Below are 14,442 nucleotides of genomic sequence, written 5' to 3' on the forward strand. Positions count from 1 at the left end.
CTGTTCCTACCCGCGGTTCCAGGCCACCACGTGCCCGGGGATTCCGGCGAATTCCGCCCCGATACCGATCTCCTCGGCCAGCCCCGCCAGCTCGCCCTCGGCCCGGACCGCGATCCGGGGAGGCGTCGCGGACTCTTCCCGCACCAGCGCGACCGCGACCTCGCCCGCCGACGCGACGGCCACCGCCAGCGGCGGCACGACCAGGCCGTGCAGCCCGGTCACCCTGGTCCCGTCGGCGCTCACGCGGAGTTCCGCCGGGTACACGCCGTCCAGGCCGAGTTTCGCGCGGACCGCGTCCTTGATCGCGATCCGTTCCAGCAGCCAGCCGCGCTGCCGTCGCGGCGCACAGGCGGCGAACTCGGCGCGTTCCACCGTCCCGAGGTAGACGCCGGCGTAGATGTCCCGTGCGGCGGGGCTCGGCCACCGGTCCGTGACGGCCGTCCAGCCGCCGTGGTGATCCTCGGAAAGCCGATGCCGGTCCGGGAAGGCGTAGACGCGGTGGGCGGGCCGGTCGCACGGGAACCGGATGTCGCGCCACTGTTCGATCCTGGCCAGCACGGCGCCGTCCAGCACCAGTTCCGCGTCCATCTCCAGCACGTCGGGCCGCGGCAGGCGGACCCGGACGACGCAGCGCAGCTTGGTGCCCGGCGCCGGTTCCGGTGCGAACCAGGTGACCCGGCCCATCGACGTCGGGAACGCCAGCAGCGCGTCCGCCTTGGTCGCCATCAGCCAGCAGCCCAGCAGCTGGCCGACGTTGTCCAGCAGCGCGCCGGGCGCCGACGGTACGACGAGGTCGCCGCGGATGTGCCGCTCGCCGAGCCCGATGAGTTTGTCGAGCCCCTGGTACGCCGGACCGTGGAACATCTCGCGGCGAGTGTAGATCTCGGCGGCGCTCAGCGGCGGCGCCGTTTCCGGGCCCGGCGGCGGAGACGGCCGCGGGGCCGTGGGATAACGCTGCGCCAGGTGGACGTCCATACTGGCGTGCGGTCCGATTTGGACACTGATCCGGTCGCCCTCGCGGGTCATCGAAAGCGGCACGCGCACCGCCGGGGCGGCGATCAGCCAGCGGGAGAACGCCGCGTTGCTCACCCCCGTCGCGACCGTGCCCGGCCAGGCCCGTTCCGCTTCCCGGCAGGCCAGGTCCACCAGTGTGGTCGCGGGCACGGTGGGACGGAAGTCCGCCTCCTCCGGCCAGTCCTCTCGCTGGCGGAAGAACCGGTGATCGACCAGATACGGCATCGTCGCGAGCGAGACGTCCACAGTGGACTCGACCGTTCGCCGTGCCGCCGCGTTGGCGACACTCGCCGCCGCTTCCCGGGTCTCGGCGAGCAGCGCGGTGAACTCCGCGACGATCGCGTCCGGGATTCCATCGCCCAGTTCGGGCATATCACCGGCGCCCGCGAACATGCCCTTGACGTCGCCCTCGACCGAGAGCAGCGTGCCCGCCGTGTCGATCCGGGTCCGGCGCGGCTCCAGCGCGTCGAACGCGGGCCGCCCGCCCTCCACCCAGACCGCGGTCGCGACCCGGCGCAACTGGGCGAGGCCCGCCCTCGTACCGGAGGACGCCGGGATGACCAGATGCGGCCGCGAGCCCAGCGTGTCCGACACGAACGAACCCAGCTGACCGGCACCCGCCTGCACGAAGACCCGGGCGCCGTCGGCGTAGAGCGCGTCGACGAGCTCCCGGAACCGGACCTTGCGCACCAGGTGGGCCAGGTACAGCTCGCGGACCTCCACCGGATCCGCGGGATACGGCCGAGCAGTGGTCGCCGACCACACCGGGACCCGCGGCGGCTTCAGGTCCAGTTCGGCCGCGAGCCGGGTGAACGGGCCGAGCCGCGACCGCATCAGCGGGGTATGGAACCCGGACCGGAACGGCAGCGTCCTGGCGACGACGCCGTGCTGGGCGCACAATCTGGCGAGCCGCCCCGCGGCGGCCGGGTCACCGCAAACGATCGTCTGCCGCGGCGCGTTCTCGTGGGAGATCATCAGTTCCGGCTCGGCGGTGAGCAGCGCCTCGGCCCGCTCCGCCGAACAGCCGAGCACGAGGAACTCGGCGTCCGGCAGTGTGAATCCCTGCGGCCAGTACCGGTTCAGCATGTCCTCTGTGGACTGTCCGGGGTACATCCCCGCCGCCTGCATCGCGGTCCATTCGCCGACGCTGTGCCCGGCGAGCACGTCGGGGGTGATCGCGAGCCGCCGCAGCGCGGTGTCGAGCAGCAACCCGACCTGGGACACGCTGGAGGCGCGGGCGAGCACGCTCGCGGTCGACCATTCGGGCCGTTCCAGGCCGAAATGCCGGGCGACGTCGGCGCAGCGCGGTTCCGCGTCCGCTTCCAGCCCCGGATAGACGAACGCGGTCTTCGCCCCGGCCTGCTCCAGCAAGGGCGCCGTCGTGCACCAGATGTCGTTGGGCCCGTGCCAGGAACCACCCTCTGCCGCGACCTTCGCCAGCACCCTCCGCGCGACTTCGAGCCGTTTCCCGGTCGGCCCGACGATCCCGATCCGGCATGGACCGTGGCCGCCGGATTCCGGATCCGGGCGATCGAGCAGGGTGCGCAATCCGTCGAGTGTGGGCGCCGCGAGCAGGAGGACTCGCTCGGGTTCCCCGGTCACCTTGGCCCGCCTCGGCCGCGACGGCGCCGGGTCGGCCTCTTCCAGCACCACGTGCGCGTTGACCCCGCCGAAACCGAAGGCGTTGACCGCCGCCCGGCGCGGCACGTCACCCGACCGCCACCGTTCGGCGTCGGGCAGGGTGCGGAAGCGGGTCTTGTCCAGCAGCGGGCTCGGGTCGGCGCAGTTCAGCGTCGGTGGCAGGACGGCGTGGTGCAGCGCGAGCGCCACCTTGACCAGACCGGCGGCACCGGCGGTCGGCATGGTGTGCCCGATCATCGCCTTCACCGCGCCGATCGCCACGCGAGGACCGTCCGGCGGGCCGAACACCTCGGCGAGGGTGGCCAGTTCGGCGGCGTCCCCGGCCGGGGTCGCGGTCCCGTGCGCCTCCAGCAGGCCGAGCGCACCGGGCGCGGTGGGGTCGAGGCCCGCCGAGGCCCACGCGCGCCGCAGGGCCAGCGTCTGGCCTGCGACGGCCGGGCTGAGCAGGCTCGCGCCCTTCCCGTCGCTCGATGTCCCCGAGCCGCGCAGCACTGCGTAGACCCGGTCGCCGTCGCGACGCGCGTCGTAGAACCGTTTCAGCACGACCATCGCGGTGCCCTCGCCGATCAGGAGACCGTCCGCGTCGCGCGAGAACGGGCTGATCCGCTGGCTCGGCGAAAGGGCGCCGAGCTGCGTGAACATCGACCAGAGCGTGTCGTCGTGGCAGTGGTGCACGCCGCCGGCCAGCACGACGTCACAGCGACGGCGCGCGAGTTCGCCGATCGCCTGGTCCACGGCGAGCAGCGAGGACGCGCAGGCGGCGTCGACCGTGTACGCGGGGCCGCCGAAGTCGAGCCGGTTGGCGACCCGCGACGCGGCGAGGTTCGGCACCAGCCCGATCGCGGTGTCCGGCCGGAACTCGCCGAGCGGTTCCAGCAACGCGTCCCGGAGCCGGTCGAGCATCTCCGGACGCGCCGACGGCAGGAGATCCCGGACGGCGCCGGTGATCTGGCGGACCGACCGGACCCGCTGGTCGAACCGCTGGAGCCCCGGCGAGAGATAGCCGCCCCTGCCCAGGATGACGCCGACGCGTTCGAGGTCGCCCAGCCGCCGGAGACCGCCGGCGTCGTCGACCGCGGACGCGGCCACCGCCAGCGCGACCAGCTGGTCCGGCTCCATCCCGGCGACGGTGCTGGGCGCGATACCGAGCGCCGTCGCGTCGAAGTCCAGGCAGTCGGCGACGAAACCGCCGCGCCTGCCGTAGGTGCGGTCCGGCGTGCGGCCGTCACCGTCGTGGAAGCTCGGGTCCCAGCGGTGCGGCGGGATCTCGGTGATCGCGTCGGTACCCGAAACGATGTTCTGCCAATATTCGTCCACAGTGGACGAGCCGGGAAGGAAGACGCCCATCCCGACGATCGCGACCGGCTCCTGGTTCACCACAGCGACGCCGTGTACAGCACCGAGCGGACGTCGGCCGGGCCGTAGGCCAGCTCGCGCAGGAGCGCGGCGGTACCTTCGTCCGGATCGATCAGCGCCACTTCGCGGCGCTCGTATTCGCGCGCGAGCTCCGGCGACACCATGCCCGCGTGATCGTCCGAGGGTGCCCACGGTCCCCAATGGACGGTCAGCGCGCGGCAGCCGGTGCGGTCCGCCCACTGTCCGCCGAGGGTTTCGAGCGCGTCGTTCGCCGCCGCGTAGTCGGTCTGGCCCCGGTTCCCCAGCACCGCGGCGATGCTGCCGAAGAAGGTCACGAACCCGGGCCGAATGCCGAAATGCTCCAGCGCGTCGAGCAGTGCTCGCGCACCGTCCACTTTGGTCCCGTAGACCGTGCGGAACGACTGCTCGTCCTTGTCGGCCATCAGCTTGTCGTCGATCACCCCGGCCGCGTGGACGACGCCGTCGATGCGGCCGTAGCGGGTGTGCAGATCCTTGACCACCTGCCGGACGGCGGCGGCGTCGCGCACGTCGAGCTGCCGGTACGCAGCCGTGCCGCCCGCCGCCGCGATCTGGTCGAGCGTCCGCGCGATCTCACGCTGGGCCAGCACGGTGCGCACTCGACGTTCGATATCCGCCAGCGAACCACCCCGCGCGGCCAGCGCCGAACGCATGGCCGGCGCGTCACCGGGCAGGTCCTCGTCACCCGGTTCGGCGGGCCACGGGGTGCGGCCCGCCAGCTCGATCCGGCATCCGCTCGCCGCCAGCGCGACCGCCGCCCGCGCGGTGATCCCGCGGGCGCCGCCGATCAGCAGCAGCACGGAATCCGCGTCGAGGCCGAGCGCCTTGACCTCTCCGCCGCCGGGGCCCGCGCCCGCATACGCGACGGAACCGAGCGAACCGGCGGAAGGCTCGAACGCAGCGCGTCCCGCCGTGTCGTAGCGGACGGCGGACGGCCCGTCGGCGATCGCCTCCTCCAGCACGATCCTTCCGAGGTCCACAGTGGACTCCAGCTCGACCAGCCTGGTCGGCTCGCTCCGTTCCCGCGCCGCGGCGCGGACGAGACCGCGCAGCCCGGCGGTGTGCCCGGCGCCCGTCTCCGCCACCACGACCACCGCGCCCTTGGCGCTCTTGACGAGGCCGAACACCTGCGCCGCGACGGGTTCTTCGGCGTCCGACAAGGGATTCAGCACGACGAGGACGTCGGCCTCCTGCTCTGCGGGCAGGGCACCCGCGTCGGCGAACACCGCACGGACCGAATCGGCCAGTTCCTCCTGGCCGGGCTCGAAGCTCACCGAGACCGTTTTGCCCGCCACCTTGGCGAGGTCGGGCGTGCCGAGCGGCGCGGACACGCGATCGAGCAGGTACCGGCCTGGCGCGGTTCCGGCGGGGGCCTCGTCGGGAGTCGCCACCACGGTGACCGGGACGGCCGGTTCGAGCCACTTCCGCAGCCGCGCGGCCAGCGCGCTCGCCGTCCGGTCGCGGCTGAGCTGATCCTGGGCGTCGTCGTGCACCCGGCCGGAGAGGCCGAGTTTCGCGAGCAGCGAGCCCGCGATCTCGGTGCGTTTGATCGAGTCGATGGAGAGATCCGCTTCCAGATCCAGATCGGCGTCGATCATCTCGGCCGGATAGCCGGTGCGTTCGCTGATCGCGCCGATCACGGTGGCCAGGACGTCCGTGACGGGGGCCTCCGAGGCCTCCTCGACCGGTTCCGGCGCGGGCACGACGACCGGGGCTTCGACCGGCGGCAGCAACGCGGGCACGACCGGCGCCTGCACCGGAGCGGGGGCGAGCGGCGCGGTGCCGAGGTACCCCAGCATCACGTCCCGTTGCGCCGCCAGCATTTCGCGGCTGGTGCGGAGGAATTCGACGACGGCCTGGTCACGACCGGGCGCGGGCTGGTTCATGGTCGTCCTCGGGATTCGTCGGGCGGGCACGAGCCCATGGGCGGGGACTTCGCCGCCGGGCGCGCGGACGGTCTGGCCGTCCACGGTCCAAGCGGGTTCGGGGAGCGGGCCGACACGGACACGGCCGCGGAAGAGCCGTTCGGTACGCACGTCGACGCCGATGAGCGCCAGGCGCGCGAGCGCGGTGAGGAACCCGCGCAACCCCGGGCCGCCGGGGTCGCACGCGATCACGGTATGCGGACGATCGCCGAGGATCTCCTTGGCCAGCCGGGAAAGCACCTGTCCCGGGCCCGCCTCGACGAACGTGCGCGCGCCCGCCGCGTACATGTCCTCGATCAGTTCCACGAAGCGCACCGGCGAGCCGATCTGCGCGGCGAGTTCGGTGCGCACCGTGCCGGCTTCGTACGGTCGCGCGGTGCGGTTCGACCACACCGGCGCCCCCGGCTCGCCGATCTCGGCGTTGTCGAGGTCGACGGCGAACACGTCGCTCGCTCCGGCCACCAGCGGGCTGTGGAAGGCGCAGGCGACCGGGATCCGTTTGGCGCCGATCCCCTGTGCCCGCAGTTCGCGGACCGCCTCCTCGATGGCGGCCGTCGGTCCGGAAAGGACGGTCTGGCCGGGTGCGTTGTGGTTGGCCAGTACGACGTCCGGGTGGTCGAGGGCGGCGGCCAGCTCGTCACGGGACGCCTTGACGGCGGCCATCGCGCCCGGGTCGACGCCCGCGACTTCGGCGATGGAGCGGGCCCTGGCCCGGCTGAGCGCCACCAACGTCGCGGTGTCGAACGCGCCCGCCACCGACAGCGCGGTCAGTTCTCCGTAGCTGTGCCCCGCCAGCAGATCCGGCCGGACGCCGAGGTCGGCGAGCAGGCGGCACACCGCCGATTCGACGAGCCCGAGCGCGGGTTGCGCGACCCGCGTGTCCTTGAGCGCCTCGTCCTGCGCGGTGCGGGCGTCCTCGGTGAAGGCGCGCGGCGGGAACGTGGTCGCGGCGACGTCGGGAGCGAGCCCCAGGACGTCCGCCAGTTCGGGGAAGTGCACGAACAGCTCCGCCAGCATCCCCGTCCGCTGGCTGCCCTGACCGGGGAACAGGAACGCGACCGCACCGGCTTCGGTGTCGTCCGCGACGATCCCACCGTTCTCGGCGGCTTCGCGCAGTTCGGCGAGGTCGCTCGCGACGACCGCGAGGCGTACCGGCTCGGATCCGCCTCGTTCGGCGGCGAGGGCGGCGATCTCCCGCAACGGACGACCTTCGTTGGCCGCCAGCAGATCCCGCAGCGCGGCACGAGCGGACTCCACGTCGGCGCCGCGAAGCAGGACCAGCTCGGCGTCCCAGTCGCGCGGGCCGTGCCGCCGTCCCGGCGGGACTCCCGGGGCAGCGAGCACCGCGTGGAAGTTGGTCCCACCGAACCCGAACGCGCTCACTCCGGCGAACTCGCGGCCGCGCGGAACCGGCGCCGGCCGGGCTCCGGTGGAGAAGGTGAAGGGACTGCTCTCGGCGTCCCAGGCGGGGTTCGGCCTGCTCAGATGCAGCGTGGGCGGCACGACCTCGTGCCACAGCGCCAGCGCCGCCTTCATCAGGCCCGCCAGCCCCGCGGCGCATTTCGTGTGCCCGATCTGGCTTTTCACCGAACCCAGCGCGCAGGTGCCCGGCCCGGCACCCGCGGCGAGGAAGAACTCGGTGAGGGTGGTCAGTTCCGTGGCGTCGCCGACGACCGTGCCGGTGCCGTGCGCCTCCACCAGCGAGACGTCCGCCGGTGACACCCCGGCGTCGCGATAGGCCCGCGCGAGGGCTCGCCGCTGCCCCTCAGGACGCGGCGCGGTGAGACCGAGCGCCTTGCCGTCGCTGGCTGCGCCGACACCCTTGACCACGGCGTAGACCCGGTCGCCGTCACGTTCGGCGTCGGACCGCCGCTTGAGTACGAGGCAGGCGACGCCCTCGCCGAGCGCGATCCCGTCCGCCGACGCGTCGAACGGACGGCATCGCCCGGTCGGCGACAGGGCGCCCGCGGAGGTGAACATGAGGTAGTCGTTGACCCCGTTGTGCAGGTCGACCGCGCCGCACAGGACCATCGAGCTCGTACCCGCCCGCAGTTCCTTGACCGCGAGGTCCAGCGCGGCCAGCGAGGAGCCGCACGCGGCGTCCACGGTGTAGTTGGTGCCGCCGAGGTCGAGCCGGTTGGCGATCCGGCCGGAGATGACGTTGGCGAGCGTGCCGGGGAACGAGTCCTCGGTCAGTTCCGGCAACTGCGCGAGCAGCTCTTCCGGGACGTCTTCGAGGTAGCTGGGAAGCAGTGCGCGCAGGACACCGGCGTTCGCCAGGTCTCCCCCGGCTTCGGTCCCGAAGATGACGCTGGTGCGCTCGCGGTCGAAGCCGCCTTCGCCGTAGCCCGCGTCTTCCAGGGCGCGCCGCGCGGTCTGCAGGGACACCAGCTGGGCCGGGTCGATACTGCCCATGGACTTGGGCGGGATGCCGTACGCGAGCGGATCGAAGTCCACCTGTGGCAGGAAACCGCCCCATTTCGACGTCGACTGGTCGGCGTAGACGTCCTTGTCCCAGCGCTGATCCGGCACCTCGGTGACGGCGTCCGCGCCGTGCAGGACGTTGGACCAGAAGGCCGGGAGATCGGGTGCGCCGGGGAACACGCACGCCATCCCGACGATCGCGACGTCACTGTCCACAACGGACTCTTCGTCGCGAACGCGGGCGGCTAGCAGCTCCGCCGCGCCCTCGGTGACTTCCCAGTGCAGGGCGGCGATGTCGGTGCGGTCCTCGCGCAGGACGGTCACCTGCCCCGCCATGTACATCCCCTCGGCGAGCTGGCCGAGCGTGTCGACCTCGACGAGCGCGTCGCCTTCCCGCCGGATGCCCTTGCTGGCGATCCGCAGCCGTCCGGTGTTCAGCTCCTCCAGCCGTTGCCACGTCTCCTGCGGCGGGACGCCGTCCGCGCGGAGCCCGGCCTTCACCGCGGCGAACTCGTCGGTGTACGGGCTGGGCAGGCAGCGGGTGAGGTGGCCGGGCGCGGTCTCCAGGGTGACCGTGGACCCCGCGTCGAGAACGCGATCCTGGAAGGTTTCGGTGATGGCGCCGTGGGTCACGGCTTCCTCGGTGAACAGGTACGCGGTGCCCATCAGGACACCGACTCCGCCGTTCAGGGGCTCCGCCATCGCCGAGACCATGGCGGCGGAGCGGTGGTCGTGGATCCCACCCGCGAACAGGACCTCGACGTCATCGGCGCCGTATTCGCGCAGGACGTCCAGCTGCTGCTCCCACAGCACGAAGCTCGACCGCGGGCCGATGTGCCCCCCGCATTCGGCGCCCTCGAAGACGAACCGGCGGATCCCGGCGTCGAGGAACTGACGCAGCAGGATCGGCGACGGCACGTGGAGGAAGGTCGCGATTCCCTCGGCCTCCAGCGCTTTGGCCTGCGCGGGTTTCCCGCCCGCGATCAGCACGCAGCGCGGGCGCGCCGCCCGGATCGCCGCGAGCTGCTCGGCGCGCAGGGCCTCCGGGACGAACCCGAGGATGCCCGCGCCCCACGGCCGTTCACCGAGCGCTTCGGCGGTGCGGCGGAGCAGTTCGACGGTTTTGGCGCCGTTCGCGGTGGCCACCGCGACGAACGGGAAGCCGTCGTGCGCGGCGACCGCGGCGGCGAAACCGGGCTGGTCGCTCACCCGCGTCATCGGCCCCTGCACGACCGGCAGCCGGGTCCCCAACGTGCGGCACAGCCGTACGCCTTGGTCCGAGGGGATCGCCGACGGCGCCGCGAGCGAGCGCACGACCGAACGGACAGCGCTTTCCGCGTCCTCGAAGCGTTTCGCGAACAACGAGCTGAGCCCGTCGTCCGCCCTGGCGAGCTCGTTCCGGGCCGCCGCGGGCACGTCGGCGTCGGAGAACAGGCCGAGCCCGTCGAGCACCACACCCGCCGCGCCGCCCGCGACCGCGGCCACCGCCGTGCGCGGGCCGATGCCGCCGAACGCCCACACGGGGACGTCCTCGCCGAACCGCTCCAGCAACCGCTGCAGCAGCACGAACGTGGTGAGATCGGAGCCGCCCGCTTCGGCTCCCTTCGCCACCAGACCGGAGGCGCCGGCGTCGAGCACGCGGACGGCCTGCTCGACACCGGTCACCTCGGCCAGCACGGGGAGGCCGGCCCTGCCCCGCCAGACCGCCCCCTCGGCCAGCAGCACGAGCCCCGCGCCGCTTTCCCGCACTTCCTCGTCCCGCACGGTGCGGCCGGCCGGGATCCGGACACCGAACGGGAAGCGTCCGTCTACTGTGGACCCGAACTCGACGATCCCGAGGCCGCCACCCCTGGCGACGGCGGCCACCAGCCCCGGATCGGGCCGTCCGAGCGGGTTGACGCCGAGTACCCGCGTGCGCGCCGTCGCATGACTCACCGGCGGACCTCCTGTTCGGCTGGGGCTGGGTCGAACCTCGCCGGGTTCGGCGATCTTTCAGCGGGATTCCCAAGAAATAACCTACTTGCCGCAGAGAGCGCAATACTCTCGTGCGAAAACTCGGAAAACAAGGGAACGCATGCTAAAGTCCGGCGCCGGAAACAAATATGTCGACACGTCCAGAACAAGCCGCTGACCTGCATTTTTATCACGACCGTCGGCATTTTGAACAAATCATTGCTCACCGGCATGACAAAACAGAAGAATTGTCATAGAACACAGAATCGATAACCATGGAGCGCATGTGGAAGTGACAGGACGGGTCGTCGTGCTGACCGGCGCGGCACACGGTATCGGCGCCGCCATGGCCAGGCGGTTCGCCGCCGAGGGCGCCGCCGGGGTGGTGGTCTCCGATCTCGATCTCGAGGGCGCGGAGGAGGTCGTCGCCGGGATCACCGCCTCGGGCGGCACCGCGATCGCGCGCCACGCCGACGCGTCGTCCAAAGAGGACTTGAAGATGCTGGTGACCGAGGCTCGCGCGGCGTTCGGCCCGGTGGACCTCTTCTGCTCCAACGCCGGTGCCGCGTTCGGGACGGGAGTGCACGCCGCGGACGAACAGTGGACGCGGTCGTGGGCGATCAACGTCATGCAGCATGTGCACGCCGCACAGGTCGCGCTCCCCGCGATGCTGAGCCGTGGCCACGGATATCTGCTGATCACGGCGTCGGGCGCGGGCCTGCTGGGCACTCCCGGCGACGCGCCGTACTCGGTGACCAAGCACGCGGCCGTCGGGCTCGCCGAATGGCTGGCCATCACCTACCGGCCGCGCGGGGTGCGGGTCAGTGCGCTGTGCCCGCTCGGAGTGCGGACCGCGCTGCTGGAGCCGGGCATCGCCGCCGGTCATCCCGCCGCGCTCGCGATCGCCGCCGCCGCGCCGCTGCTGGAGCCGGAGGACGTCGCGGAGTCCGTCGTGCACGGGCTGGCGTCGGAGGAGTTCCTGATCCTGCCGCACGAATCGGTACGGGAGACCTACGCCCGCAAGGCGGCCGGGCTCGACGAATGGATCGACCGCACCATCCTCGAAACCGGCGCGCGGAAGAGGTGACCATGGAGTACCGCAGGCTCGGCGCGAGCGGGCTGTCCGTCAGCGAGATCTCCTACGGCAACTGGCTCACCCACCCCGACGGCGCGGAATGCGTGCAAGCCGCGCTCGACGCGGGCGTCACGACCTTCCACACCGCGGCCGCCTGGGACGGCGGTGCCGCCGAAGAGAACCTCGCCGAGGCGCTGAGCCACGCGCGTCGCGACGATCTCGTCCTGTGTACCGGTGTCTTCTGGCCGGAAGGCCCGGGTGTCAACGACGCGGGCCTCAGCCGCAAGCACCTGGTGACCTCGGTGAACGGCTCGCTGCGGCGTCTGCGCACCGACTACGTCGACGTCTACCAGTTGCTGCGGTTCGACTACCGCACGCCGTTGGAGGAGACGTTCCTCGCGCTGTCGGATCTGGTGCGGCAGGGCAAGATCCTCTACGCCGGCACCGCGGAATGGACGGCGGAACAGCTGCTGGAAGCGCGGCCGATCGCCGAACGGCACGGCGTCCCGCTGGTGGCGAACCAGCCGCATTACTCGATGCTCTGGCGGGTCGCCGAGGCCCAGGTGATGCCGGTGTGCGAACGGTCCGGCATCGGTCAGTTCGCGTCGGTCCCCCTCGCGCAGGGCGTGCTGACCGGCAAGTACCGGCCGGGCGAGATCCCGCCGGGCTCACGGGGCGCGAAGGCGGTCGAGACGCGGCCGTTGCTCCTGCCGGACCTCCTCGAACGCGTCGGCATGCTGCGCGGCGTCGCCGACGAGGCCGGACTGACCATGGCCCAGCTGGCGCTCGCGTGGACGTTGCAGCACAACACCGTCGCTTCGGTGGTGATGGGCGCGAGCACCGCCGCCCAGGTGACCGAGAACGCGAAGGCGGCCGGGGTGGTGCTGGACCTCGACGCGCTGACGCGGATCGATCACCTGCTGGGCAGCTTCGTGCAGACGGATCCGCGGCTGACCTGGTCACCTCCGGCGACCACCTGACGCCCTGTCTCGTAAGTCCCACGTGCACCAGCAGCCACAGCGGCGGCGCGTAGAGGGCTTCCCAAGTACATGAAGGCCCCCTTCCTTGCGCTAGACGCAAGGAAGGGGGCCTTCATGTACTTCAGTTCAGACTCGAGAGTGGCACTCACAAGCCCAAAGCGGTCCGCAGGAGGGCCTCGAACCGCTCCGCCGTCGGCGGTTCGTCGCGCAGCAATCCCTGCAGAAGAACACCGTCCACCAACGCGACCAGCATCTCCACCCGTACCGGATCACGGGTGAATCGGCGTGCGAAATCCGCCAACGCCGCCATCCAGCGATCGGTCGACTCGCGGAGCTTCGGCTCTCGTGCCGCCAAGAGATACAGCTCGTACTCCGCCAGCAGATGCCCGGGTCTGGCGACGACTTCGGCCAGCAAGGTGGCGAACCGCCGCAACGCGTCCTCACCGCCGTCGGCCTCGGCGGCGAGTACCCGCATCCGCTCGGCGTCCTCGTCCATGCACCAGGTGAGCGCGGCGGTCAGCAGCTCCTCGATCCCCTGGAAGTGGTACGCGGCCGCAGTCGCGGGCAAGCCGGCCTCGCGGGCGACGGTGCGGTGGCTGACCCCAGAAACCCCGTCCCTCGCGACGATGCGCAGGGTGGCCTCGATCAATTCCCGTTTGCGCCGCTCCCCCTTGGCGAGACGGCCGTCGGTGATCGGCTCGTTCAGCACGCCACCTCCTCGCTGGTCACGGTCTTCCTGCTCAGCAGAGGATACGAGAGCAGAGCGACGAGGATGATCAAAGCACCGGCGGCGACCGCAACAGCGAATCCGCCGCCGGGCCCGAACCGGTCGACGGCCTCACCGGACACCGCGGCGCCCAACGCGACCCCGACGCTGAGGCCCGTGATCGCCCATGTCATCCCTTCGGTCAGTTTCTCCGCGGAGACGACCGTTTCGATCATCCCCATGACGACGATCATCGTGGGAGAGAAGAACAACCCGGCGACGAACACCACCGCGCACAGACCCACGACGTCGTCCACGAGCAGCAGCGGCACCGCGCTCGCGGCCGTGCCGGCGGTACCGATCAGGAGCAACCGAGGCGCCGTCATGGCCGGTTTGAGCGTCCCGAAGACCAGTCCTGAGATGGCGGAGCCCACCGCGTAAACGGACACGACCACCCCCGCGGCCGACGGCGATCCGGATCGCTCCGCGAACGCCACACTGACGACGTCGACCGTGCCGACGATGATGCCGCCCGCCATCAGCGTCAGCACCAGTACCCGCACCGCGCCCATCCGGACAGGCGAGATTCCGGCCGATCCGGTCGTCGGCCGCACGGGCGGTTCTGTCCCGCGTTGCGCGACGAAGAGCACCACTCCGATCGCGAGGAACACCACGGCGACCAGCGGCCCGGCCTCGGGGAACACGGTGGTGCACAACGCCACCGACAGCGCGGGCCCGATGACGAAGGTCAGTTCGTCGACCACCGACTCCAACGCGAAAGCCGTGTGCAGCCGGGGCGAACCGTGGTACAGCCACGACCACCTGGCCCGGACCATCGCCGCCATGCTGGGCATGAACCCGGCCAGGACGGCGGACACGTACAGCGTCCAGACCGGCGCCCCGAAGCGGGCACAGAGCAGGAGCGCGCCGAGCGCCATCACGCTGATCCCAGTCGCCGGCATCAGGATCCGGCTCTGCCCCCGGCGGTCCACCAGCCTCGAGATCTGAGGCCCGAGCAGCGCCATGGACAGGGTGAACGTCGCCGAGACCAGACCGGCGAGCCCGTAGTCGCCCCGCGTCTGCGCCAGCATCGTGATGATGCCGATTCCCGTCATGGGGACCGGCATCCTGGCGACCAACCCCGCGGCGAAGAAGGCGAAGGAGCCCTTCGCGGAGAACAGCTCTCGATACCGGCCCGGCACGGCAAACCCTCACAAGTTGAACGACCGTTACATTTTGAACAGTCGTTACACTTTATACCTGCGGAAGGCACTCCCCGCAAACGACCTGGAACACGACAAGGGGTCCTTCCCAGACTCTGGAAGGACC

Annotated in this window: 6 protein-coding genes; 2 read left to right on the forward strand and 4 right to left on the reverse strand. The window is 71.6% G+C overall.

The genetic code is table 11. The features are described from left to right. Positions 1-6: 6 nt before the first annotated feature. On the reverse strand, positions 7-4,035 hold the full coding sequence (locus AMK34_RS08750) for a beta-ketoacyl synthase N-terminal-like domain-containing protein (protein ID WP_073844188.1): 4,029 nt from the start codon (positions 4,033-4,035) through the stop codon (positions 7-9). Continuing rightward, positions 4,029-10,334: a type I polyketide synthase gene (locus AMK34_RS08755; RefSeq protein WP_073844190.1), complete on the reverse strand. Its 6,306-nt coding sequence runs from the start codon at positions 10,332-10,334 to the stop codon at positions 4,029-4,031. The genes AMK34_RS08750 and AMK34_RS08755 overlap by 7 nt, the downstream gene beginning before the upstream one ends. 304 nt (positions 10,335-10,638) lie before the next feature. Here AMK34_RS08755 and AMK34_RS08760 point away from each other — a divergent pair, with 304 nt between their 5' ends. Together AMK34_RS08760 and AMK34_RS08765 are read left to right on the forward strand one after the other, a co-directional pair. Further along, complete coding sequence (locus AMK34_RS08760; protein ID WP_073844192.1) at positions 10,639-11,439, forward strand: SDR family oxidoreductase; 801 nt, start codon at positions 10,639-10,641, stop codon at positions 11,437-11,439. A 2-nt stretch (positions 11,440-11,441) separates the two neighbouring features. Continuing rightward, positions 11,442-12,407: an aldo/keto reductase gene (locus AMK34_RS08765; RefSeq protein WP_073844194.1), complete on the forward strand. Its 966-nt coding sequence runs from the start codon at positions 11,442-11,444 to the stop codon at positions 12,405-12,407. A 145-nt stretch (positions 12,408-12,552) separates the two neighbouring features. Here AMK34_RS08765 and AMK34_RS08770 read toward each other — a convergent pair whose 3' ends face one another. Both AMK34_RS08770 and AMK34_RS08775 read right to left on the reverse strand, forming a co-directional pair. Continuing rightward, positions 12,553-13,116: a TetR/AcrR family transcriptional regulator gene (locus AMK34_RS08770; protein ID WP_241832720.1), complete on the reverse strand. Its 564-nt coding sequence runs from the start codon at positions 13,114-13,116 to the stop codon at positions 12,553-12,555. Beyond that, positions 13,110-14,315, reverse strand: a complete 1,206-nt coding sequence (locus AMK34_RS08775) for an MFS transporter (RefSeq protein WP_073844196.1) — start codon at positions 14,313-14,315, stop codon at positions 13,110-13,112. Before AMK34_RS08775 ends, AMK34_RS08770 begins: the two co-directional genes overlap by 7 nt. Positions 14,316-14,442: the final 127 nt, after the last annotated feature.

The organism is Amycolatopsis sp. CB00013, assembly GCF_001905755.1.
GTDB lineage: Bacteria > Actinomycetota > Actinomycetes > Mycobacteriales > Pseudonocardiaceae > Amycolatopsis > Amycolatopsis japonica.

Coding starts and splice junctions, on each gene's coding strand:
- AMK34_RS08765 (WP_073844194.1), top strand. CDS start 11,442: ATGGAGTACCGCAGGCTCGGCGCGAGCGGGCTGTCCGTCAGCGAGATC.